The 23,819-nt window shown below is 42.3% G+C and carries 26 protein-coding genes; 14 read left to right on the top strand and 12 right to left on the bottom strand.

Going from position 1 to position 23,819, the window contains the following annotated elements:
• Positions 1-25: 25 nt before the first annotated feature.
• From IGJ42_RS16185 to IGJ42_RS16135, 11 genes are all read left to right on the top strand, one after another.
• On the top strand, positions 26-2,587 hold the full coding sequence (locus tag IGJ42_RS16185; RefSeq protein WP_430615807.1) for a BspA family leucine-rich repeat surface protein: 2,562 nt from the start codon (positions 26-28) through the stop codon (positions 2,585-2,587).
• Positions 2,588-2,626: 39 nt separating this feature from the next.
• The gene (locus IGJ42_RS16180; protein ID WP_034871937.1) at positions 2,627-3,145 is read left to right on the top strand and encodes a hypothetical protein; all 519 of its coding nucleotides are present in this window, start codon (positions 2,627-2,629) and stop codon (positions 3,143-3,145) included.
• 25 nt (positions 3,146-3,170) lie between these two features.
• Positions 3,171-3,734 carry a hypothetical protein gene (locus tag IGJ42_RS16175; protein ID WP_430615806.1) on the top strand — a complete coding sequence of 188 codons (564 nt, stop codon included), beginning with the start codon at positions 3,171-3,173 and terminating at the stop codon, positions 3,732-3,734.
• Between the two features lie 34 nt (positions 3,735-3,768).
• The gene (locus IGJ42_RS16170) at positions 3,769-4,107 is read left to right on the top strand and encodes an LPXTG cell wall anchor domain-containing protein (RefSeq protein ID WP_430615804.1); all 339 of its coding nucleotides are present in this window, start codon (positions 3,769-3,771) and stop codon (positions 4,105-4,107) included.
• 176 nt (positions 4,108-4,283) lie between these two features.
• Entirely contained in the window at positions 4,284-4,631 is a 348-nt protein-coding gene (locus tag IGJ42_RS16165; RefSeq protein ID WP_194199841.1) for a DUF7006 family protein, read from the top strand.
• A 350-nt stretch (positions 4,632-4,981) separates the two neighbouring features.
• Positions 4,982-6,379, top strand: a complete 1,398-nt coding sequence (locus IGJ42_RS16160) for a polysaccharide deacetylase family protein (RefSeq protein WP_086316680.1) — start codon at positions 4,982-4,984, stop codon at positions 6,377-6,379.
• Positions 6,380-6,415: 36 nt separating this feature from the next.
• Positions 6,416-6,934, top strand: a complete 519-nt coding sequence (locus tag IGJ42_RS16155; RefSeq protein WP_061054469.1) for an RNA polymerase sigma factor — start codon at positions 6,416-6,418, stop codon at positions 6,932-6,934.
• Positions 6,935-6,966: 32 nt separating this feature from the next.
• Positions 6,967-7,806, top strand: coding sequence for an RsiV family protein (locus IGJ42_RS16150; RefSeq protein WP_225869329.1), 840 nt, complete (start codon positions 6,967-6,969; stop codon positions 7,804-7,806).
• Between the two features lie 410 nt (positions 7,807-8,216).
• Complete coding sequence (locus tag IGJ42_RS16145) at positions 8,217-8,597, top strand: MarR family winged helix-turn-helix transcriptional regulator (RefSeq protein ID WP_016613715.1); 381 nt, start codon at positions 8,217-8,219, stop codon at positions 8,595-8,597.
• A gap of 80 nt (positions 8,598-8,677) precedes the next feature.
• Positions 8,678-10,063, top strand: coding sequence for an MATE family efflux transporter (locus tag IGJ42_RS16140; protein ID WP_061053438.1), 1,386 nt, complete (start codon positions 8,678-8,680; stop codon positions 10,061-10,063).
• A gap of 282 nt (positions 10,064-10,345) precedes the next feature.
• Positions 10,346-11,032 carry a YoaK family protein gene (locus tag IGJ42_RS16135; RefSeq protein WP_430615803.1) on the top strand — a complete coding sequence of 229 codons (687 nt, stop codon included), beginning with the start codon at positions 10,346-10,348 and terminating at the stop codon, positions 11,030-11,032.
• A 78-nt stretch (positions 11,033-11,110) separates the two neighbouring features.
• Here IGJ42_RS16135 and IGJ42_RS16130 read toward each other — a convergent pair whose 3' ends face one another.
• The 11 genes from IGJ42_RS16130 to IGJ42_RS16080 form a co-directional block, all read right to left on the bottom strand.
• Positions 11,111-11,650, bottom strand: a complete 540-nt coding sequence (locus IGJ42_RS16130) for a DUF1697 domain-containing protein (RefSeq protein ID WP_430615802.1) — start codon at positions 11,648-11,650, stop codon at positions 11,111-11,113.
• 278 nt (positions 11,651-11,928) lie between these two features.
• On the bottom strand, positions 11,929-13,320 hold the full coding sequence (locus IGJ42_RS16125) for an oxaloacetate decarboxylase subunit alpha (protein ID WP_008381824.1): 1,392 nt from the start codon (positions 13,318-13,320) through the stop codon (positions 11,929-11,931).
• Entirely contained in the window at positions 13,317-13,859 is a 543-nt protein-coding gene (gene citX, locus IGJ42_RS16120; protein WP_430615801.1) for a citrate lyase holo-[acyl-carrier protein] synthase, read from the bottom strand. The genes IGJ42_RS16125 and citX overlap by 4 nt, the downstream gene beginning before the upstream one ends.
• Complete coding sequence (gene citF / locus IGJ42_RS16115; RefSeq protein WP_016613723.1) at positions 13,852-15,384, bottom strand: citrate lyase subunit alpha; 1,533 nt, start codon at positions 15,382-15,384, stop codon at positions 13,852-13,854. Before citF ends, citX begins: the two co-directional genes overlap by 8 nt.
• A 2-nt stretch (positions 15,385-15,386) precedes the next feature.
• The gene (gene citE / locus IGJ42_RS16110) at positions 15,387-16,274 is read right to left on the bottom strand and encodes a citrate (pro-3S)-lyase subunit beta (RefSeq protein WP_430615800.1); all 888 of its coding nucleotides are present in this window, start codon (positions 16,272-16,274) and stop codon (positions 15,387-15,389) included.
• On the bottom strand, positions 16,262-16,570 hold the full coding sequence (gene citD, locus IGJ42_RS16105; RefSeq protein WP_005230465.1) for a citrate lyase acyl carrier protein: 309 nt from the start codon (positions 16,568-16,570) through the stop codon (positions 16,262-16,264). Before citD ends, citE begins: the two co-directional genes overlap by 13 nt.
• Before the next feature lie 12 nt (positions 16,571-16,582).
• A complete protein-coding gene (citC, locus tag IGJ42_RS16100; RefSeq protein ID WP_430615799.1) occupies positions 16,583-17,578 on the bottom strand; it encodes a [citrate (pro-3S)-lyase] ligase in 996 nt (331 codons plus the stop codon).
• Between the two features lie 12 nt (positions 17,579-17,590).
• The gene (locus tag IGJ42_RS16095; RefSeq protein WP_008381833.1) at positions 17,591-17,716 is read right to left on the bottom strand and encodes an OadG-related small transporter subunit; all 126 of its coding nucleotides are present in this window, start codon (positions 17,714-17,716) and stop codon (positions 17,591-17,593) included.
• 24 nt (positions 17,717-17,740) lie between these two features.
• Complete coding sequence (locus IGJ42_RS16090) at positions 17,741-18,856, bottom strand: sodium ion-translocating decarboxylase subunit beta (RefSeq protein WP_005233072.1); 1,116 nt, start codon at positions 18,854-18,856, stop codon at positions 17,741-17,743.
• Positions 18,857-18,879: 23 nt separating this feature from the next.
• A complete protein-coding gene (locus IGJ42_RS16085) occupies positions 18,880-19,275 on the bottom strand; it encodes an acetyl-CoA carboxylase biotin carboxyl carrier protein subunit (RefSeq protein WP_430615798.1) in 396 nt (131 codons plus the stop codon).
• Between the two features lie 9 nt (positions 19,276-19,284).
• A complete protein-coding gene (locus IGJ42_RS16080; protein WP_223347142.1) occupies positions 19,285-19,632 on the bottom strand; it encodes a hypothetical protein in 348 nt (115 codons plus the stop codon).
• Positions 19,633-20,063: 431 nt separating this feature from the next.
• Here IGJ42_RS16080 and IGJ42_RS16075 point away from each other — a divergent pair, with 431 nt between their 5' ends.
• The 3 genes from IGJ42_RS16075 (at position 20,064) to citG (ending at position 23,078) form a co-directional block, all read left to right on the top strand.
• Entirely contained in the window at positions 20,064-21,410 is a 1,347-nt protein-coding gene (locus tag IGJ42_RS16075) for a CitMHS family transporter (RefSeq protein ID WP_008381841.1), read from the top strand.
• A 116-nt stretch (positions 21,411-21,526) separates the two neighbouring features.
• On the top strand, positions 21,527-22,222 hold the full coding sequence (locus IGJ42_RS16070) for a GntR family transcriptional regulator (protein WP_005233081.1): 696 nt from the start codon (positions 21,527-21,529) through the stop codon (positions 22,220-22,222).
• Complete coding sequence (gene citG, locus IGJ42_RS16065; RefSeq protein ID WP_233499072.1) at positions 22,215-23,078, top strand: triphosphoribosyl-dephospho-CoA synthase CitG; 864 nt, start codon at positions 22,215-22,217, stop codon at positions 23,076-23,078. Before IGJ42_RS16070 ends, citG begins: the two co-directional genes overlap by 8 nt.
• Here the strand turns inward: citG and IGJ42_RS16060 are convergent.
• Entirely contained in the window at positions 23,055-23,771 is a 717-nt protein-coding gene (locus tag IGJ42_RS16060; RefSeq protein WP_008381846.1) for a response regulator transcription factor, read from the bottom strand. The genes citG and IGJ42_RS16060 overlap by 24 nt on opposite strands.
• Between the last annotated feature and the right edge of the window lie 48 nt (positions 23,772-23,819).

The raw sequence follows: 23,819 nt of genomic DNA, 5'->3' as shown, positions 1-23,819 counted from the left end.
GAAATTTGAGACATTTTATGGAGGTATGAATATGAAACGGGTAATATCTATTGGCTTTCTGGGGAGATTTCTTTTAATCACTGTCTTATTTCTATCCCATGTCCCATTTCAATTAGTAGATGCATCAACGGAAGTTTTTGACAGCTTAAATGATTTTGAAAGCGAATCGTCAAATATCAAAGAGGGGGAAGAAGAACTTGATGAGAGCGAAAGCGAACCTGAAAAAGCCAATGAAGGTAGTCGCTCAACCCAGTATCGTATTGATTTAATTGCCAATCCACCTAGAGGAGGTACTGCTATTAATCTAGCTACGAACTCTACTGTAATTTGGGGTGACGTAGGAATGGGGTTTGGTAATGTTACAGCAATTCCTAATACAGGTTATCACTTTGTTGAATGGGAAGTTGTATCCGGACCAGTCAACTTGCTGTCCCCAACTAATTTATTTCCTGCTTTAATTATGGGGGCAGGTAATTCAGTCGTTCAGGCTATGTTCGCTCCTTTGCAAGGTGGAGACATTATAGTAAAGCATGAAGATGCCGAAGGAAATAAATTAGTAGAAGACGAAATTCTAACAGGCTTATTTGATGAAGAGTATTCAACAGAAGCATTAACAATTGAGGGGTGGAATGTTAGTCGAATCCCTAATAACGCATCCGGTACTTTTACCCAAGAGGAGCAGGTTGTTCTTTATTTATACGAAAGGTACGAACCGCAACAAAATTTATGGGGCACCGTACCTTGGGAATATGACGAAGAAGCAGAATCTATTATTTTATACGGAGGAATTGCAGGTTCTGTAACAGAAGCACCTTGGAGAACGTATACTTCCCTTAAACAAATTACTATTGAAAATATCGTTGCATTGCCAGGAAATTCTAGAGGATTGTTTTCTTCATTAAACAACTTAGAAACCATTGAGCATGCTGAAAACTTAGACGTTTCAAATGTAGAAGATATGCACAATATGTTTGGTGCTGCAAGATCCATCAAACAGTTAGATGTTAGTCGCTGGGATACCTCAAATGTTAGAGATATGAGTTTTATGTTTAACCAAACGCAGTTATTAAAGGAACTGGATGTGAGCAACTGGGATACTTCTCAAGTAACAAACATGCGAGCCATGTTTCAACTTGCAGAGTCTTTAACTACGCTAGATGTAAGTAGTTGGAATACCTCTCAAATTACAGATATGAGTTTTATGTTTAGCCAAACGCGGTCATTAAAGGAGCTGGATGTGAGCAACTGGGATACTTCTCAGGTAACTAATATGCAGAGTATGTTTGGTAATACTAACGCATTAAATAGAATAACATTAGGAGAACAATCCATTTTTTCTGCTGCTACAAACTTACCAGCAATCCCAAGTACTGAACAATATACTGGACGCTGGACGCTAGAAGAAAATTTGTCGGGTGATGGTTCGGTTATAACTTTTGAAAACTCAACTGAGTTTATGGCTAACTATGATGGTAGTTCCCCAGGAACCTATATCTGGGAGCGAGTAGCTCCAGAACAGCTTGTCGCAAGCATTGATCGAGTAAGCGATCAGTCCCAAACTATTACTGGATATGCAACAGAGTCCGTAGATGAGTTGACTATTAGTTACCAAACGACGTCTGGAGATAAGGTAGTTCTTGAAAAAGATGATCCTCGAATTGTTTGGGGCGATTATCAAGAGTCAAATCAACAAGTCCGACAGTTCCAAATTGATTTGATAGGGAATGAACGTCTTGAGACCGAGACAAAGGTAACGATTACAGTTTCGAAACCTTCTGTTGAAACGACCGGTGATAGAACGGAAGAACAAACAGTCATAAAAGGAATTAATTATCGAGCGAATAACTTCACTTTAGACCGTTTCAAAATTAATGAATTAAGCACGCAAGAAGAATTAGATGCTTTGATCCTTCAAGAAAGTCGCGCGCAAGCCGCAAATGTGTTGACGGAAGCGGATATGACGGATGACTTTCGCATCGTAGAAACGGATCTTACACGAGAAGTGGACGAAGACGGCAGCTACTTCGCTGTTCTTGAGGTGGGGAATAAAGCCTACCAGATGACCATCGGTATCGATGTGACATCGAAACTTGAGCATATGCGGGTGACGATCCCGACCAAAATGGTCTTTGAATCCTTGTACAATCCTGCGGAATCGAATCGTAATTTTGAGAGCCAAGCGTATGAGATCCGCAATCAATCGCCACTTGCTGTGGATACTTATATCAATCAATTGGCGATCGGTGATCCTGCCGGAATCGTCTTGTTAGAAGAGGGAGAAGATCCCCTCGATTACGCTGAAAGCGAAGAGGAAGACCCAGCCCTTACTTATGACGATATCTCAACCCCGCTGTTGCGATTGAACCTAAAAACGGAAGAAACCCAGATTCAACTCTATGAAGCGATGGAAGAACAACACTTGGTTCGCTTAGAAGAAAGAAGCCGCGTGCCGATTTCCTTAACGGGGGATTTCTATGGGGACTATCCCCAGTGGGTCGTTGATTCAGAAGCCGATCAAGGCGGGTATTATGAAGACTTGCTTGTACCGAATTATCGCATCGTCTTACGCTTTGTTCCACGAGACTAAGAAAAAAAGATCGTACCAAATGGGAAGGAGGTGAATCCATTGGAGCAAACGAATCAAACCGAAAACAAAAAACGACGGAAATGGCTCTGGTGGTTGTTGCTATTGGCCGTACTTGCCGGTGGACTCGGGTACTATTTCTATCAATCAAAAGAAGCAGTTCCGTTGATCAGTGCAGACCTTTTGCCTGAATCTGGCGATGCCACCGATCAGCGATTATCTGAACGGGCGCAGGAAATTGCAGATGCGAATTATTTCACCCTGCAAATCAATCCAGAAGCCATTTTTGAAGATGGTCAAAGCACGGGATCCATCGAAATCGTTAATCCAGGAACCAATGTGTACCCAATCGCCGTGGATATCTCTTTACTGTCGAGCGGGGAAGTCATCTATTCTTCCGGTGCGATCTATCCAAATCAATTTGTTGAAAATGTCGCCTTAGCGACACCATTGGCAAAAGGCGAGTATCCTGCCAAAGCCACCATCAATATTTACGACCCTGAAAGCAAAGAAAAACAAGGGGTCACTGAAGCTGAATTAACGATTATCGTTAAGAATTAAAAAAAGGAAAAGTGAGGAAATAAAAATGAAAAAATTTGTAGCAGCTATTCTAAGTACAGCAACGATCGCAGGAGTAATCGCAAGCGGCACCACCGCTTTTGCGACACAAACTATTGACGGACGTGAAGGCGATACGTCAGGAGATGTCCAAGTAAACGGGATCATCGGTGAATTCGATAATACAACACCTGGACCAAATCCCGATGATTTGAACCAATGGATCAATGTAACGATTCCAACGACTGCTTTGTTCTATACGACAGAAGCGTCAAGTCATACAGAGATCGTTTCGCCTACGTACACGGTGACAAATAACTCAGCAGTTGGTGTGATCGCTTCTGTTGCAGGTGTTGGTACACCATTGAATATGTCTGAAGTAGACTTGTTAAACGTAAACGGGATTGAGTTGTTTGAAAACGGCACACCAACTGTAACAGAAACAGAATTGTTTACCCTTGAAGGCAACCAAGGAACGAATGAAGGGACGTTTGCGTTCACTGGTGAAGCAACACCTGCCAATGCATCAGAAGAATCAAACCCAAGTTTCAAATTGGTCTTGAGTTTTGCGCCGGATGTAGAGGAAGACTAAAAACTGAAATCCCAGTAAAGAAGGGATCTATCGTATGAAAAAACGAAAAAGAATCATTTTTTTCATCGCTGCATTACTGGCTCTGACTGTCTGGGATCTATCAGAAACCGTTGTCGCAGAGGCGACAACAGGGCAGGTCACTGTGACTGGTAGAATTGGTGAAACAGCGAAGGAAGAGGAAGAAGCAGACGATGACAATAAGAAAACGATCGTCGCAGATGCTTCTCAAATCGGACAAGGAAAATTACCGCAAACAGGTTCTTCAAACACAAGCAGTTTGATCATCCTGGGGTATGCACTCATAGTATTTTCTATCTTATTACTATTGAGTAAAAGCAGACACATTTATGGAACGACTGATTACTATAATTAGTGAACAAATAAATGAGTAGGCAGAGTATTCTATAATTACTTATGCCCTATCAGAACACCTCGATGGAGCTGATAGGGCAGTTTTATTTAATTGTTATAAAAAGGAAGGCAAGATAATAGCGTTTTGCTGATACAAATAAAATTTTAGGAAAAATACATAGAAAGAGGGGCAAATGAATGGACGGTGGAAACAACCACGAAACCTTTTCTTACTACTTCAATTTTAAGAAAATAAAAAAAGGTATTGAACGTGAAAAATTGGAAGCATATTGCGAAAAACACCTAACTGAATTCGGTCAGCTGATTGAATCGATTTCAAAAGATAATTTCTGGGAAGTGCTCCCAAAAATTCTAGGACTTGATGCAAAGATGAATCTAGTTTCAGAATTATCTCGATTCGACGATTTCTCAGCAGATGAGATTATTAGAATTACTGAGAATGATTACAAGACGTATTTCAAAGAAATCTGTGGTTATGATCTAAGTGTAGAAAAGAAGAATTCTATCGTATTCAATGTGTCATAGAGTTTGCATAAATACAAATTATCTTAAAAAAGGCTTCAAAAAAAATTTTTTGAAGCCTTTTTTTGTTTTCCGCAAGTATTAAGATTAAGAACTAACGCTATTGTCTAATGACATAGTTAAGGGAAAATGCAAAGGTCTGATGTCAAAGCTAAACCTTAAAGGAAAAGATAGGAAAAAACGAATAATTTGGAAGTTACTATTTTTCGCTAATGAATTTAGACAGCAACATTATGGAGATAAAGGAATCACGATTAAGAAAGTTCACGATTGATAAAAACTTGCTAATAAATGAAACTATTTGACCTGTTCTTTCGTCATACCCTATAGAACAACGAAAGAGAGGAAATACTATGAGAAAAAAATTATTGTTAATAGCTATATTCTGTGCACTGATTCTTACGTTAGTAGTGGGTGCCATGTATAAGTACCTAATGAGTCAAGTGTATGGAGAAGAACAAACAAATTTTGAAACGCAAGTCGAAAAAACAATTAAAACTGAATTTTTTGATCGTGATATCACTCAGATTGAAGAATCAAAGAGTGGCGATAATCAATACAACAAATATTACCTGTACTATTCTGCGACTGAAAATAAAAATATTATAAAACAATTGGAAGCTCAAACTCAGGTTGCTTCGAAACAATTGAAGGATTCTCGGTCAATGGTGCTTTCCTATGTCAATGAGGAAAAGGTGAATGATGCCCTTATTAATCGACAATTAGTAACAAAGGAATATATTTGGGATGATAAAACAAAGTCTTTGAAATATTTAGGTGAATTAAAAGAATTATCTGAAATACTCTTATCCAAAAATCGAAATGAGCCTCGATTAAAAGATATTGTCAACGATGAATCAGACTTGCTTGCGATAAACAGAATTGTACAAGAACAGCTACTTAGTACTCGAACTAAATTAAAATCGACAATTGATGAGGAAGAATTAGATCAAGTGTTAACAAATGACTTTTTAAGCAAGGATAGTAAGATAACCATTCTCCCTCACTCAATACAAATCGCTTTTGATAAAGAGGTCTTAGGGGTGACAAAGATGAATGTCGACATTGAAAAAATTCTGCCTTTTATTGATCCAGCGATCGTTTCTGATAATAATCTGCCAAAAAAATCCTTAGACCAAAAAAGAAACTATGTCGCGCTCACCTTTGATGATGGACCTAACGATACGTCTACGAAAAAATTACTAGGAGAGTTAAAAAAAGAAAAGATCAAAGCGACTTTTTTTGTTTTAGGTCAGATGGTTGATAAGAACCCAGAGGTCGCGAAAAAAATAGTGGGAGAGGGGCATGAAATTGGCAGTCATTCATACACTCACCCAGACTTGACTCAAGTAACCCTGGATAAAGTCAAAGAAGAAGTACTGAAGACTGATAAGGCAATATTTCATGCTACAGGGGTATTGCCAAAACTCTTTCGACCACCTTACGGAGCAGTAAACGGCGCCGTTGCCAAAACCATCGGATTGCCTATTATTCAATGGAATGTAGACTCTGAAGATTGGCAAGTCAAAAATAAAGATTTGATTGTAAATAAGGTAATTGATACTGTAGAAAATGGATCAATCATTTTGATTCATGATATCCATGAACGTTCCGTAGAATCCATTCCAGAAATGGTAAGTCAACTAAGAAAAAGAGGCTATGAGTTTGTGACTATAAGCGAATTGCTCTCTTATGGACAAAAACCACTAAATCAGTATTTTGGTTTAGCTGACCAAAGAGAAATTAAATAGCAGTCTTTTCTAGTCCCTTGGAGAGTTGTGGAAGGAGTGATCTTTATTTTTAAGAATAGAAGTCAAACAAAAAAAGTGCGCTATTATGAGCATCTACTGGAAGAACTGATAGAAGGTAAATATGATCAAATGTATCGAATTGCCTACAGTTATGTTTATGATCATGAAGATGCTTTAGATGTCCTGCAAGATAGCTTTCAAAAGGCGTTAAAAAGCTTTAGAAACACAGTAGAAATTGATAATTTTCAAGCATGGTTCTATAAAATTTTAGTAAGAACCGCGATTGATCAATGGCGAGTGAAGAGACTAAGACCATTTGGATTAGCCTTTGAAGAAACTATAGAACTAAGTCATTTTTGTTTCGATCAAAGTGAATTTCTTGAACTAAAGGAAATTCTAGAGAGAACGCCTAGTCCGGAAAGAGATATCATCATTTTAAAATATTTTGATGGATTTACCTTGCAGGAAATTGCTCAAATACTTAATTTAAATGAGAATACGGTGAAAACGAAGATGTACCGTTCTCTTGTTCAATTTAAGCATCTTTTAAATTAAAAAAACAAGATATGAAAAGGAGAATGAGCGAAATGAAACAGCACACGTTTGATGGAGAAAACCAAGAACAATTAAAGCGTGAAATAGTTGCACGTTTTCAAATAGAAAAGGCAAAGGTATACGAAGAAAAGAAGCGAAAAGTACTTAGAAGAGGCGTCGAAAGCGTGATCTTGGTGGTTTTTAGTTTTTTGATTATGCTTCAAAATACTACCTTTAGAGGTTTTGCATCAGAAATACCTATTTTGGGGGATTTGGTATCAATTATAACTGGGGAAACGCTTCTGTTCAGTCAAGAGGAGGCAGAAATCACTATTGATGTGCCTAAGATAACAGAAGAAAATCAAGTGTATTCGCAATTAAATGAAAAATATCTCCGTGAAGGACAACGAGCATATCAAAGTTATATAGACGTAATAAATAAGGTGGACGAAAAACAAATGTATGTCAGTGGTACCTATGATGTGAAAGTCAATGATAATCGATTTTTAGTAATCGACCGTACGTTTGAAGAGACAGTGGGGAGCACCAATGTCGAACATCGATTTGATACATTCGATAAAAAGAACGAGGTCTTATTATCATTAAAGATGTTATTTAAAACGGAAAACTATTTAGAGGTGCTGGCTCAGGAAATTGAGCACCAAATGAAAGAGCGGATGAGAGTAAATAGCGATATCAAATATTGGGTTTTAGACTATAATGATACAAATTGGTTGGAGAATGATCCGAATTTTTATATTAATGAAAATCATGAACTAGTTATTTCGTTTGATAAATATGAAGTTTCGGCTGGATACATGGGGACACAAGAGTTCATAATACCTACTACAGTATTGAAGCCGATCTTAGTTGACGAAAATTTTTTTAATTAGATCGATAAATCAGTTTAAGCTTATTCGGAAAATGATTTCTGGATAAGCTTTCTTTTTTTCGCTAGCAAGAGCGGAAAATAAAGCCTACTTTTCTAATTGGCTGTGATACCATGAGGGAAAAAATCGATGAACCCAGGGGCTCTTTTATACACGTTTACTACAAAGGCAATAAAAAGTCCCTTGTTGTCTGCTTTTGTGAGTAACTTTACCACAGTGTGAAACTCCCTGAGCCTTACTACCATTATTGGATTTGAAAATAATTAGAGATCTGATTATTAGGTAGCGAATCTTTTTATTGACTTTCCTTTTTAACCGGTTTATATTTTTTTCGAATAGTTAGATATCTAACATTTGGCGAAGGGGGAGTCGTTTTGGAGGAACTGATCGTTTCGAATTTGATGCGTTCCATTATGAATAAGTCACGGGAATCGATGGAACTGCGTATAAAAGACCTGGATATCAGTCAGCAGCAAGGAAGAATGATTGCGTATATCGCACAAAATGAAGACAAAGGCTTGATTCAGAAGGATTTGGCCCAAGTGTTTCAACGTCGTGATGCCAGCATCACAAGTATGCTTCAAGGGTTAGAAAAAAAAGGGTATATCGAACGCCGCATCCCCAAAAATAATGAGCGGCAAAAAAATATATACGTTTTACCTAAAGGAAAAGCGTTGATTGATCAAACCAATGAAGCTTTTTATGCGGCAGAAAAAGAACTGGTCCAAGCACTGAATGCAGAAGAAGTCGAAGAACTGACTCGTTTGTTAAGAAAAATCGATCAAAGTCTATGAGCAATAAGCAGTCAATCACTGCTTATTGCCTGAAAGTTAGATTTCTAACAGTTAACTATCTAATAAAAGGAGGAATCATCATGGAAGAAGTCACAATGAATGAATCCAATATTTACTACTTAAGCGAAAGTCCGGTGCGAAAGGCAATTGCCCATTTATCGATCCCGATGATGGTTGGTATTTCAACCACGACGATCTATAATTTGATTAATGCCTATTTTATTGGATTGATCCATGATACCAATATGATGTCGGCGATTACCTTGGCGATGCCCATTACGATTCTGTTGATGGCGGTTGGGAACATGCTGGGTGTTGGTGGAGGAAGCTATATCACACGACTACTAGGCAATGGAGACACTCAAAAGGGCAAGAAAGTTGCCGGCTATGCGTTTTACTCAAGCATCCTGCTCGGTGTGATCATAGGGATTGTCACAGTAATTTTCATGGATCCGTTTATTCATTTACTAGGAGCAAGTGGGCAGACATTTTTGTATACAAAACAATATTCACTGATTTTGTTTGTAGGTGGAGCATCGTTCATTTTAAATTTTGCTTTGGAACAGTTGGTGCGTTCAGAAGGGGCATCAAAAGAATCAATGTACGGCATGTTTGTCAGTGTTGCAGTGAGTATCCTACTGGATGCATTATTGATTCTCGTCTTTAACCTACATGTGATCGGTGCAGGGCTATCACTAGTGATTGCGAATATCGCTTCAACAACGTATTATGTCTGGTTCCTAGAAACGAAAAGCGAGACATTGAAGGGCTTTTTAAAGAACATGAAACTTTCAATCAAAGATCAGCTAGAAGTTTATAAAATAGGGATATCCGAGCTGTTTAAATCAGCTTTCATGATCGTCACCACATTATTATTGAACAATTTTTCTGCTGAATATGGAGACAATGTTGTGGCTAGCTTTGGTATCGCTGTTCGAATCACGCAATTACCGGAATTTTTAACAATGGGTCTATTTTTGGGCGTCATACCGTTATTTGCCTACAGTTTCTCTGCCCATAACACGAAACGAGTGAAAGAAGCACTGAAAGAAGTATCTTTGTGGATAGGTGGGATCTCCATCCTTTTTGCATTGATTGTGTATTGGTTGCGAGTGCCTGTGCTGGGGTTATTTACAAGTGATCCTCGTGTGATCCAAGTTGGCTTAACGATTTTGGGGGCACAGTTGGTTTCTTCGATCTTTAATGGTTTCTCTGGTTTATTCACGGGCATCTTTCAGGCATCTGGACTAGGTGCTCAGACCGGAGTGATGTCCACGATTCAAGGAACATTCTTTATTCCGATCGTTTTATTGCTGCATCATTTTTATGGATTGGATGGATTGATTTGGTCAATGACGATTACAGAAGGTATCGCGTTTGTTGCGGGTGTCTTAATGATGATTCCTTATCTAAATAAACTAAATAAGAATGATCTGCCCGCCATGCAAAACCAACAACGTATATGAATCAGATACATTCGGAATATTTGTTTATGGAAGAAAGGAAAACGAAAGGTTTCTTTTCGAACATCCTATAAGGAAAGCCCAACGAAGCAAATTTCGTTGGGCTTCTTTACTTGCTATATATTTCCTTTTCGTTAAAGTAAGAGGAGATGTTGATTCTGTTGTACTTACTATTGAAAAAAACTTCATTTCAAGGATAAACGATCTTTTTCATGTATCAGATAGAAGAAAAGCGTCTAAAACAAATGCTATTAGCAAAATTATCAAGCGATTGAGGAATCTACTATGCAAAAAAAAAATTATAAAGTTGTCTCTGTCTCGAATAACAGTCGTCAGTTTGCGATTTTAATGGCTTTTTCAGGCGGGGCATTAGATGTCTATTCTCACAATTATTTTCATGGATTAGTTGCTACTCAGACAGGGAACATTATTTTGATGGCTTCGAACTTATCCCAATATAATTGGCAGCAAATGCTGCCTAAAATCGTATCGATCATTTTGTTTACGGTAGGATTTTTATTAGGTATTCTTCTAAAGCGCAGCAATTTCAGTCATTATTGGCGCAGTTACACCATGCTACCTGTTATTTTATCGAGCTTGATCATTCCCTTGTTGTCTCAAAACTTGCACCTTTTTAAAATTGGTCTGCTTGCTTTTGGAAGTGGCTTGCTGATGCTGACGTTTACTGGAACGCAAATCGAAGGAAATCCTTATACGATCATGATGACCTCAGGAAATTATCGGAAAATGCTAAATGAATGGTATCTGTATCTGACCTCACGGAATAAAACGTCGCTTCAAAAACGCAATGCCCATAACTATACGATCGTCGTGCTCTCATTTGTCATTGGTGCTTGTTTACTAGCCTTTATCAGTCTTATTTTGAAAAAATATTCAATTTGGATCGTAACCTTCACGTTTCTGCTGGCACTTTTTATTGAAATCCATCAAGCGAAAAAGACGATTCGATAGTCAAAGAAAAACCGTCAGAGGGACTCCTGCTGACGGTTTTTCTTATAAGCTGAAACAGGAATATTTTTTAGAATGTCCTCACAGCTCCGCAATCTTCCGTACGGTATTGATGGTTCGAATCGTAATCTGTTTGCCGACGCTGGTGCTGGCTGTTTTTTTCCACCAATTGGTTTTTTGATAGTCTTTGCGGAGGTAAGACCAGAAGACGACGTCTTTGTAAGGGAAAACCTGTTCAAGCTCGGCATTCGGAGCCCCGAGTTTTTCAGATAACTCCTCGTAGGTCAGCGAAGGCATCAAAAAGATCAGGTTGTCATAGATGGTTTTATCTTCCGTTCCTGACCAGTCGGGCATATGGGTCAAGCGTTCCTGCAGCTCTGATTGGCGAATGATATAAATAGCGATATCAAAGGAAAAGTCGCGTTTGACCATTGCTTTAATCGTTTCGGCAAGGTCTTGTGGATCATCCCCTTTACTGGAAAAAATCACATTGCCGCTATTCAAATAAGTGACCACATTGCTAAATCCCAATTCTTCAAAACCGGCTTTCAATTCTTTCATAGAAATTTGGTTCTTTCCACCGACATTGATGCCTCTTAATAAAGCGATGTATCGTTGCATGGATACCCCCTCCTTTAAAACCCTTCTTTTAGCTGATTATAGAATGGATGGAGCGGAAGCACAATCCTGGCTTCTCAGCTACCCAAAATACGTGAGCGAGAAGCGACTAATACAAGATTATTGGCGAGGTGGATACAGCGCGGGGCTTTCGAGCTTGGCGGTTTAGTAAAAATGAAGATGAAAATATCCGTAAATGCTAACAACCCTCACAAATTTGCTAAAGCAAGCGAATTTGTGAGGGGCACTTTAAGTTGTTTTCTCTATTTCTGGCTTCATTGTTAATCCACCGCAATCCTCACAGACACTGTCTGTACGGGGACATCATAAAAGGGATCTTCTCGTCGGCCTAAAAAGTCTTGGGCTTGCTGAGGGAAGAGGGCGTACATCAGCACGTCTTCTTCGCTTTGGGCATACTCAGCGATTTCTTCCCGAAAGGCTGGCAGTTGTGGTGCCAGTAGATCAGCTGGTCTGACGGTGATCACTTCAGCATCTCCGATGATTGTTTCTTTGATTTCGTCGGTGATGGGTGCTGGCGATTGACCGTAAAGTCCTTTGACGTAATCTTTGATCTCACTTGGAACAAGTTTGTAACGTTCTCCTGAAATCACATTCATCAAGGCTTGGGTACCGACCATTTGCGACAATGGGGTCACTAGTGGCGGATAGCCCAAGTCTGCTCTGACTTTTGGTACTTCTGCTAGGACTTCTTCATACTTGTCTTGCAATCCTTGTTCCGTCAATTGGCTGAGTAGGTTTGACAACATGCCACCAGGTACTTGATAGATCAAGGTTTTAGGTTCGATATCTTTGACTTTCGGGTTCAGTAGTCCTTCTTCGCGGAAACGATCACGAACGGGATTGAAATGTTCAGCAATCTCAGCGACTTTCTGCAAATCAAGTCCCGTAGCAAAGCCGCAATCTTCTAAGGCGATCGCCACAGATTCGGTTGCTGGCTGACTGGTGCCGCCAGCAAAGGAGGAGATGGCGGTATCAATGATGTCTGCACCGGCTTCCGCAACTTTTAAGTAAGTCATCTCAGCGATGCCGCTGGTGGCATGGGTATGGACTTCTAGCGGTAGATCGACGGCATCTTTGATTCGGCTGACCAGCTCGTAGCCAGTTTGCGGTGTCAAAACGCCTGCCATATCTTTGATACAGATGGAATCGGCGCCGAGGTTTGCCATTTTATGGGCAAGGTCGACGAAGTAATCCACCGTATGGATTTGGCTAGTAGTATAAGAGATTGCTGTTTGACAGTGTCCGCCGGCTGCTTTTGTGGCGCGGATGGCGGTTTCTAAATTGCGGACATCATTTAAGGCATCAAACAAACGAAGAATGTCGATGCCGTTTTCAACCGATTTGGTAACAAAGTCAGCAACGACGTCATCGGCATAGTTTTTGTAACCTAAGAGATTTTGTCCCCGTAAGAGCATTTGCAGTTTGGTCTTTTTCACTTCTTTGCGGATCGCCCGCAATCTTTCCCATGGGTCTTCATTTAAAAAACGCAGACAAGCATCGAAGGTCGCGCCGCCCCACATTTCCAAGGCATGATAGCCTGCTTGGTCCATGGTTTTTAAGATCGGCAGCATATCACTGGTAGGCATTCGCGTGGCGATCAGACTTTGTTGGCCGTCCCGCAAGACGGTTTCGGTAAATTGGATTTTTTTCATTCTTTCACTCTTTCCTGAATGATTTTACGGATCTGCTGCTGCATATCTGCTACGCTATGAGTTCTAGAACGGCCACAAACTTTGGCATCTTGTTCACAGACGTAGCAGCTTCTTGCCGGCAGACCGATTTCGGTGCGGCTGATAGGTAAAAGCTGGTCTTGGTTTTTGGCTAAGACATCCAGATCCACCAATCGACCATAAGGATGATGGGTCTCAATCTGAACCATCATTCGTTTTAGTTCATAAGGATCTGTGGGCAGTACGAGATAATATTCCGGTCCAGTTTCCAAACTACGGTAGAGGTTTGCCAGTGGAATCAGTTCCTTGACGGCCTCTTCGATTTCCGTAATGAGTTCTTCAAAAACGGCGGTCAATGGGACAGAATTTTTCACGGGACCGGGAATATTCATGGTGGCAACAAGCAATGCCGCTTTTTCATCCGCAGCGAGAAGCTCCCGTTGAAGGGAGCTTCTATCTTCTCGCGCCTGCAGCATATCGGTTAGCGTCACAGGGGTTCCTGAAAATAGGGCATCAGACATTTTTGACCACATCAATGATCGTGCCATCGCGGTATTCGATCAAAGCGACGGTTTTTTCCCCGTACTTGATTGGTTCGGGTTGACCGACAATGCTGTAGGCTTTTTCTTTTAATTCTTCAATGGTGTATTGGGGAATATCCAATGCTTCAAAATGGCTGATCAGGTCTTTGCGAGCTGGATTGATGGCGATCCCGATTTCTGTGACGACGACATCAATGCTGGCGCCTGGCGTGACGATCGTGTTGACGGTATCGACGATCGTTGGGATCCGTCCCCGCACAAGAGGAGCGATCACTAAGCTCATTTTGCACGCCATACTGGTATCTGAGTGGCCACCAGAAGCACCGCGGATCACACCGTCAGAACCGGTGATGACATTGATATTGAAATCCGTGTCGACTTCCAGTGCGGAAAGAATGGCGGTATCCAATTGATTGATAAACGCCCCTTTGCTTAATGGTGAGGCATACATATTGGCATCGATCTCGTAATGATTGGCGTTTTTCCCTAGCGATTGTGCGGAAGGGTGATCAAAGTCTTGGACATCGATCAGTTTTTCCACTAATCCTTCTTCTAACAGTTCCACCATGGCATTGGTAATGCCGCCGAGGGCAAAGCTGGCTTTGATCTCATCTTTGATCATCGCTTCGCGTAAAAAACGAGAAACGGCTAATGCGGCACCGCCTGTTCCGGTTTGGAAGGAGAAGCCTTGTTGGTAGTAAGGCGAGCTGGTGATGACCTTGGCTGCATACTCAGCAATCAGCAATTCTTTTGGATTTTTGGTAAAGCGGGTCGCACCTTTTGCGATCCCTGCAGGATCACCGATGGCGTCGACTTCCACGACATAATCGACATCCGTTTGGGGAATGCTGATTGGGGTATTTGGAAACGGCACCAGGGTGTCGGTGATGATCACGACTTGATCGGCGTATTTTGCATCGACCATCGCATAGCCTAGTGAGCCGCAGGTTGCTTTTCCGACGGTGCCATTAGCATTGCCATACGCATCTGAGCTAGGGGCCCCTAAGAAGGCGACATCGATGTGGATATCGCCGGCGGCAATCGCACGAGCCCGACCGCCATGAGAACGGATAATGACTGGGGCATCCATAATGCCTTCGGAGATTGCGGCACCGACTTTGTCCCGCAGCCCGCTGGAGGTGATATTGGTCACGACCCCAGATTTGATATGTCCGATCAATGGTTCATGGACATTCGCGATGGAACTAGGGGCAATCGCAAGATTCTTGATGCCCATTTTTGCGATCTCGTCTAAAACGAGATTCATGATAAAATCCCCTTCGCGAAAATGATGGTGGAAGGAGATCGTCATGCCGTCCGTTAACCCTGTTTTTTCAATGGCTTCACGAATACTGCCCAAGACCTTGCTTTTGCCCGGCAGGACTGGCTCGATCTTGCGACTCGCTTCTTTGTAGGCATGGATATTGGCTGTTTCATTTTCGAAGACCCCGTATTGGGTGGCATAGCATTCAGGGATATCTTTTCCTGCTTTGTTTAACACCATAATTACACTTCCTCCTCGGTAATCAATTTCGCTGCTTTGGCAAGGGCAATCACGCGTTCCGCTCGCTCAACGATTGGTTTATCGACCATTTTGCCATTCAAGGAGATCACACCAGAACCTTTGCTTTCGGCTTCACGAATGGCCCAGATCACTTCTTTGGCCTGTTGGATCTCGGCTTTTGAAGGCGCATAGATCCCATTAACTAGGGGAATCTGCCGTGGATTGATCACTGATTTTCCGTCAAAACCAAGCTGCTTGATGCGGGTCGTTTCAGCGATAAAGCCATCTGTGTCATTGATATCAGAAAAGACGGTATCGATGGCGGCGATCCCCGCAGCTCTAGCTGCATGCAAAATCATACTGCGGGCAAACAACAACTCTTGCCCATCTGGGTAGCGACGGGTTTTCATATTGGTGACATAATCTTCTGCCCCTAAAGCGATCCCGATCAAGCGGTCGGAAGCTGTGGCGATGTCTCGGGCATTTAAAACGCCTTCGGCCGACTCGATGGCAGCCATCATTTTGGTGGTTCCTACCGGTAGATCATTGTCTTTTTCCACTTGTGTAATCACGGCGGCAACATCAATGATGTCTTGGGCGGTTTCGGTTTTCGGTAGACGAATGACGTTGACCCCCGCTAGGACCATCGCTTCGATATCAAGGGCACCCACCGTGTCGAGGCCGTTGATGCGCACGACGGTTTCGATGGCAGAATAGTCAAAGGTTTTTAAGGCAAAATGCACCAGTGTCCGAGCAGAGTCTTTTTCATTCAAGGAGACCGCATCTTCTAAATCAAACATAACGGAATCGGCGCCATACAATGGCGCATCCCGTAGCATGGCAGCATTGGCTCCTGGTACAAACATCATCGTTCTTCTTAAACGTTCCATGTGTCGATCTCCTTCCAAGCATACTGTTCTTGTTCGGCGGCCCGATGAACGGCGGTCAGAGTTCGGGCTTTGATGGTACAGTCCAATGCGCCTTTATCGGTGGCAGTGATTTTGGCCTGTGTCACGCCTAGATGGTTCAGCGTCTCAAGGATGACGGCGCGAATTTGTTTGCCGAATTGTTTTTCGACACTGCTATCGAGGGTCAGCTCGATGGTTTGGGTTGTGGTGGGCTCGATCGCGATCAAGATATCACTGGATTCAACAGAGCCAGCAACCGCACTTTTTTTGATTTCCACTTATTATCACCTCTAAATATAGTTATGCTGCATTAAAAATGAGAACGTTGTTTCTGGTAAAAATTGCTGCAAGGAAGGTATATCTTTTTCTGCAATCGCTCTCCGAACGTTTGTAGCCGAAACGGTTGATTGGTTGATCTTCAGACGGTCAATCACGATCAGTTCAAGCTCGGGAGAAAAAACGGCAGCCATTGCCTCATTGTAGAGTTGGGTCACGGGTGAGTAAGGCTCTGAGCCTACAAAACGCGTGGTGATCGCCAACAGCGGGGCAATTTTTTCTTTGAAGAGGGTTGCATCAAAGGCGGCTTGTTTTTTGGCAATCGCCTCAGGTGCTTGCTCTTTTAAGAAATAACTGGGAAAGACCGCTGAAGAGACGAGATAGTTGTTGGTCGGCAGCACCGTTACATTTGACAGGTGAGCCACGCCATCCGTCACCATCTGCAGCCGTTCACTGGCAGAAAATTGCGAGCGGTCTTCTGATAAAACGAACACATAAACCTGTTCTTTTTGACTCGCAGCCGTTTCGACTAAGTACAAATGTCCCTTGGTAAAAGGATTGGCGTTCATCACGATCGCGCCGTTGTTTTGTCCGATTCGCTGCCGTTGCAGTTGTTGGGCATAGCTTTCATAAGAAGGAACGCCTTGTTCCATGAACAAGATGTCTTGCGCAGCGAGCACTTCACGAAACCCGAGAGATTCAAAAAACAGACGATTTTTCGGTGCTGTATAGACGAAGGACTTGGTATAGCCCTCGTCTTTGATATGATCGCTAAGGTGCGAAATCAATTGCGTCAACAGCTGTTCGGAGCGTTTTTTTTCACAGACCACCACATACTTGATGATATTGGCATAGCAAGAAGCAGTAGCAATCAAGGTTTGCTGGTCAAAAATGCCGATGGTATAGGCTACTTCTTCACCGACGGCTAAGCCAGCACGGGTGATCAATTTTTGCCATTGCAAAAAGACTTCCGGATCTTTTTGCAGCCAGATTCTTTTTAGGGTATACATACAATGCCTTCTTTATTTTTTTACTGGGAAGAGCTTCGACAAAAGCAAAGATGCGAAGTAGATGATCAGGATCACGACAAAGACGCCGCCCCAACCGAATAACAACAATTCAAATGAAGTCAGTAAATCTTGACTCATAATTTTCCTCTCCTTTCTAGTGACCTAAGCAATCAGTGCCAGCAGTAAGCCACCGGCGATGACCGAAGCAATCTGTCCTGAAACGTTGGCACCGGCTGCATGCATCAAGATAAAGTTTTGCGGATCTTCATCTGTCGCCATTTTTTGGATGACCCGGCTAGACATTGGAAACGCAGAGATTCCGGCTGCGCCGATCATTGGATTGATTTTTTCTTTACGGAACAAGTTCAGCACTTTCGCAAACAACACCCCGCCGACCGAGTCCATAATGAAGGCAACCAGCCCTAAACCAATAACCATCAATGTATCGACTTGTAAAAATTCTTCATATTGCATTTTCACAGAAATTGATAAACCTAGGAGGATACTGATGATATTCACCAGTTCGTTTTGAGCGGTGATGGACAAACGATCCAAGACACCACATTCCCGCAAGAGATTTCCGAACATCAAAAATCCGACCAATGGCAATGAAACAGGAGCAATCAACCCTGCTACGATCGAGATCACGATCGGGAACAAAATTTTTGCCGTTTGCGAAACTTCACCGGCACGATACGTCATGCGGATTTTTCGTTCGTGCTTGGTCGTCACAGCTTTGATGGCTACCGGTTGAATGATCGGTACAAGCGCCATGTAAGAGTAAGCTGCTACCATGATCGCACCCATATATTTCGAGTTCAGCGTATTTGCGACAAAAATCGACGTTGGTCCGTCAGCGGCACCGATGATCCCGATGGAAGCTGCGTCGTTTAAATCAAAACCAAGCAGCACGGCAACGATGATCGTAAAGAAGATCCCGAATTGCGCAGCGGCACCAAACAACAAAAGAAATGGATTTTGCAGCAATGGACCGAAGTCGATCATCGCACCAATCCCGATAAACAAAAGCAAAGGGAACAATTCAGTTGAGATCCCCATATCAAACAATACTTGGAACGGGCCAGCTTCTCCACCAGCACTTAACACACCTGAGTTCGGGAAGTTCACTAACAACGTGCCCAATCCCATAGGGACCAACAAGGTTGGTTCATATTCTTTCTTGATCCCCAAATACATCAATAGACCACCGATGAGCATCATAACGATCCGTCCCGGCTCCGATCCTAACCCGACTACACCTTCAATTAACGTTTCCACTACGTCACTTCCTTTTCAATAAATTAGCCGATCGTAATCAGCAGTTCTCCTGGGTTGACCATGTCGCCCGCATTGACTGCAATGGCAACAACGGTTCCTGCTTTTGGTGCCACGATTTCATTTTCCATCTTCATGGCTTCTAAAATCATCAATGATTGGTTTTCTTGCACAGTATCCCCCACATTGACCAAGAGACGTAAAATCGTTCCCGGCATTGGAGAATGAATCGGCTCGCCGTCAGCAGGAAGCGTAGCTGGCGCTGGCTGTGGTGCTACTTCTGGTTCTGGTTGAGCGGGTGCCGCTGCTGGAGCCGGTGTTGGCACTGCTGGGGCAGGAGCGGTAGGTTGCGGGGCACCGATTTCTTCCATTTCGACAAGGTATTCTTGCCCATCGATCGCTATTTTAAATTTACGTAACATGTTTTTCCCTCACTTGTTTTCATTTTTTTTGGCTATTTTTTTGATTGTGAACTGAGAATCTGATAGCTCTCCGGCGGCGATACTGGCGGCAATCAGGGTGACTCGCTTAAATTCAGGATTGCGTTTCTCAATTCTTCGAATGACAAACTGACTTTCAGGGGAACACTCGGCACCTAGTGCGGCGGCTATCAGACTGACTAACGGATAATCTTCTGCAGGCGCCGGCTGATAGCCCGACACTTCTTGCCAATCAGACGCGGGTGGGTCCGCTATCATTTCCCTTGGCTTCAGAGGAGGACTGACAGGCGCATCTGGTTCATCATGCGTTTTTTTGAACAATCTTTTAATAAGATTCATGGGTTTCTCCTTTCTCAATGATTCGTTCCCTTTCATTATAGAAACTCCCGTTCAATCAGCGAGATTTATTTCGGCTGAAAATTGTTTTTTCAGTGTTCCTTTTTTGAGAAAAGAGTGAAAAACCGATATAAACGCTGATTTATCAAGGTTTTTCTTGCGTTAATATTCTGTTAAGAACTTTTTAAACGAAAAATAAGATTTGAAAAGAGAAATTGTTTTTTTGCTGTTCTTTTTTTAAACGGGTCTTTTTTTCTATTTCTTGATTGTTTATTCTTAGACGTGTAAAGCATTCAATAACATTATTTCCTTTAATAAAAGAAAAATATTCACAAACTAGTGACGCTTGTCGCTAACAAATTACGGGCCTGTAATTTTTTTAAAATGTTTTTTGATAACGCTTACACATTTCGATGCATGAAAGGAAGAAGAAAATGTTCTTAACAATTTTGTCCTATGCCATGATTATTGTCTTCATGTTTGTCATCATGAAGAAAAAAATGTCACCCTTTACATCCTTAGTAATTATCCCATTACTATTTACCCTCGTTGCGATGGTTGCTGGTGTTTCCGAAAAAGGCAACATCGGTGATTTTGTCCTTGAGGGCATCTCCACAACAGCCAACACAGGAATCATGTTGCTGTTTGCGATTTTGTACTTTTCCATTATGTTGGATGCCGGTTTGTTTGATCCAATCACGAAAAAAATGATTTATTTTGCTAAAGGCGATCCGATGAAAGTCTTGATGGCAACGGCAGTCGTTGCCGCTGCGGTCTCTTTGAACGGTGATGGAACGACCACTACCTTGATTTGTTGTTCTGCGTTTATTCCCATCTACAAGAAGCTGAATATGAAAATGATGAACCTTGGTGTCTTGATCATTTTGCAAAACACCATCATGAACTTATTGCCATGGGGCGGACCGACTGCCCGAGCAATGGCCGTGCTGGAAGTTGATGCGGATATTCTTTCTTATTTGTTGCCAGGAATGATTTTGTCTCTGTTATATGTGATTTTCTTCGTGGCTCGCAGAATGGGGATCCAAGAACGGAAACGTTTAGGGGTTACGGAACTGACGAACGATGAGATATTAGAAATGACGACTGTGACTGATCCTGATACATTAGCGATCCGTCGTCCGAAAAACTTTGTCTTCAATGGTATCTTAACGATCGTCTTGATTGGCTGGTTAGTAGCAAGCTCCTTTATTTCTAGTATCGCTTTACCACCAATCTTGTTATTCCTTGTAGGTACTTGTATCGCATTGATGGTCAACTACCCAATTTTGAAAGATCAATCGTCACGGATCGGTGCCAACGGCGGCGACGCTGTGCAAGTAGTAATTTTAGTTTTTGCAGCGGGCGTCTTCATGGGCTTGTTCCAAGGCTCTGGGATGGCTACTGCCTTAGCGAATAGTTTCACGCAAATCATTCCTAAACAATTGGCTGGTTTCTGGGGCATAGTTATCGCCCTGATCTCTGCACCTGGGACTTTCTTTATTTCCAATGATGGGTTTTACTTTGGGGTTCTACCGGTCTTAGCAGAAGCGGGTCGTTCGTATGGCTTCACCAATATGCAGATGGCCTTGGCGTCCTTAATGGGCCAAGCGTTCCACTTGTTAAGTCCATTGGTTGCCTTCATCTACTTGCTATTGCGCTTGACTGGCTTAGATATGGGGCAATGGCAAAAAGAAGCGGCGAAATACGCACTGGGGATTTTCGTGATCTTTGTCGTTACGATCGTACTATTAGGTCATATGCCGTTTTATATTCCACAGTAACTTCATAAAGAAACTATCGAGCAGGCTGCCATTTTGCTCGGTAGTTTTCCTTGTTTATCGATATATCTATTTTTTCCCAAAAATCTCATTTGTTTTTAGTATGATAGGAGTAAATCATGAATCCAATTATTGATGCAGTAAATAAAAATCTGGATCTGACCAAAAATAAACCATTAAAAGATTTGATCTATGAAGCGTTCAAAAAAACCATTATTTTAGGAGACATTCCCGCAGGCTCTCGCATCAATGAGAAAGAATTTTCCGATACGTTAAACATCAGCCGGACCCCAATTCGTTACGCCATGACTCAGCTGGTGGCTGAAAAACTGGTGGAACACGTACCAAAAATCGGCATCGTCGTAAAAGGGATCAGTATCAAAGATGCTTATGAGATTTACGATATCCGCAAATCATTGGATACATTGGCGACTATCAAAGCAATGGCCTTGATGAGTGAGGAGGATTTCCGGGAGATGCGCTGCTTGTTAGAACATGGCGAACAGCTGAATCGTGAGGATGATGTGGATGGGGTCTTGAAAAACTTTTCTGACTTCAATGCGTTTATTTACGAAAAAAGCCAGATGCTGCGGTTAAAAAGTATCGTGCTGGATCTGCAAGCGTACCTCGTTTATTTTCGTGACATTGCGATTCGCTCTTCTAGAAGAAGGGATGCGGCATTGGCGGAACATTGGCTGATTTATCGCGGCATGAGAACCAATGACACGGAACAGATCACGTTGTTGACCCATGAACATTTGGATCACTCCCTGCAATTTATTCTTGCTGAAATGGAGCGAAGAAAAATTGACTGATTCCCGTCTTTTTATCGCCAGCAGCTATGCAGTCAATGCGCTGCATTATGAGGTAGCGTTAGCACCCAAGCCTGGTTTAGTAGATCCTTGCTCCTCTGGTGCGCATCAGGACATGAATGTGTTTACCTTTATCAATAGTATCACTTGTTTGGCGCCTTTTTTTCAGCGCTATAGCCAAGCTGGCTTTGCCCATACAGGCGCACTGATCCAGCTGTTTGACCAGTTACGTGGGATCGGTCAAGAAGCAGAAGAAGCGATGCTTCAGGCAACCAAAGGCATCAATACCCACAAAGGGGCGAACTTTTCCTTTGCAGTTTTGTTGGGGGCGACAGGAGTCTATTATCAACAGCATGACAAGGCTGTGCTGACGGCTGAAGATACTAATCAGATCCTGCGGCTTGCCGCCAACATCTGCCAGCATTTGGTCAAGCAAGACCTGCAGCAAATCACCCACAAAGACCAGTTGTCTTACGGAGAAAAAAATTATTTGACCTACGGCACGATGGGGATTCGTGGAGAAGCCGCAGCTGGTTATCCAACGGTTAAAAAATTGCTGGAGTACTTACGGCAGCAACCACAAAAAACCTCCGTTTCCTTGTTGCGAGGGTTGGTCTATCTAATGAGTGAAACCGAAGACAGCAACCTCGTCCACCGAGGCGGCTACGAGGCGATGAAGACCGTGCAGCAGGAAATGCAAAAAATTCACCAAGCCAATCTGTCGGATACAGACTTGCTTCGTGAATTAACGACCTATGATCAATTGTTGATCGCACGCCATTTGAGTCCTGGCGGGTCGGCGGATCTTTTAGCCTTGGCCCTTTATTTCTTGCAGCTAGAAGGCGTCTCCTTCTGGTAAAAAGGTATAGCCGATCCCCCAAACGGTTTTCAAAAAACGGGCTTGCTTCGGCTCATCTTCAATTTTGTTTCGCAGATGATTGATAAAAACCATCACGGTATTGGCATCGAATTGGCCATCTTGCCAAACATTGCTGTAAATCTGTTCTTTCGAGAACACTTGATCCGGATTTTCCATGAAAAAGCGCATCAGCATGATTTCTTTTGAAGACAACTTGATGGGCTGGTCATTTTTGAAAAACTGATAGCGTTTTTGGTCAAAACGAAACATGCCGCTGCACAGATCCCCTTCCGGTTTGGCGATCCCTTTTTCTCGCAGCACGTTGCGGCGATCAAGAATCGAAACGATTTGTGCTTTTAAGAGTGCCGGTGAAAAAGGCTTCGTAATGTAGTGATCAGCGCCAATCTCATAGCCGTTGATCATATCTTTTTCGTCACTTTTACCGCTCAAAAAGACGATCGGCACCGTGGGGTTTTCTTCTCGAATCAGTTGTGCCAAATGATAGCCGTCATTTTCATGCTCCAAACTGATATCCAGTAAAAAAAGATCAAAGCTGACACGAGAATTGATCGCAATCGTTTTTTCAACGGAATCAGTCTGGTAGATCAAAATGCCCGTCGATTGTAAAGATTTCCAAATCAGCCGCCGAATAGCAGGGTCATCATCAACGATTAAAATTTTTTCATCTCGCAAAATATCCGCCTCCTGTATCAATAGTATTATAGTAAATATGAAAGGGGT

Source organism: Enterococcus sp. DIV1067f, assembly GCF_050543505.1.
Taxonomy (GTDB): Bacteria; Bacillota; Bacilli; order Lactobacillales; family Enterococcaceae; genus Enterococcus_D; species Enterococcus_D entomosocium.
This window is presented reverse-complemented; position numbering and strand designations above follow the sequence as displayed.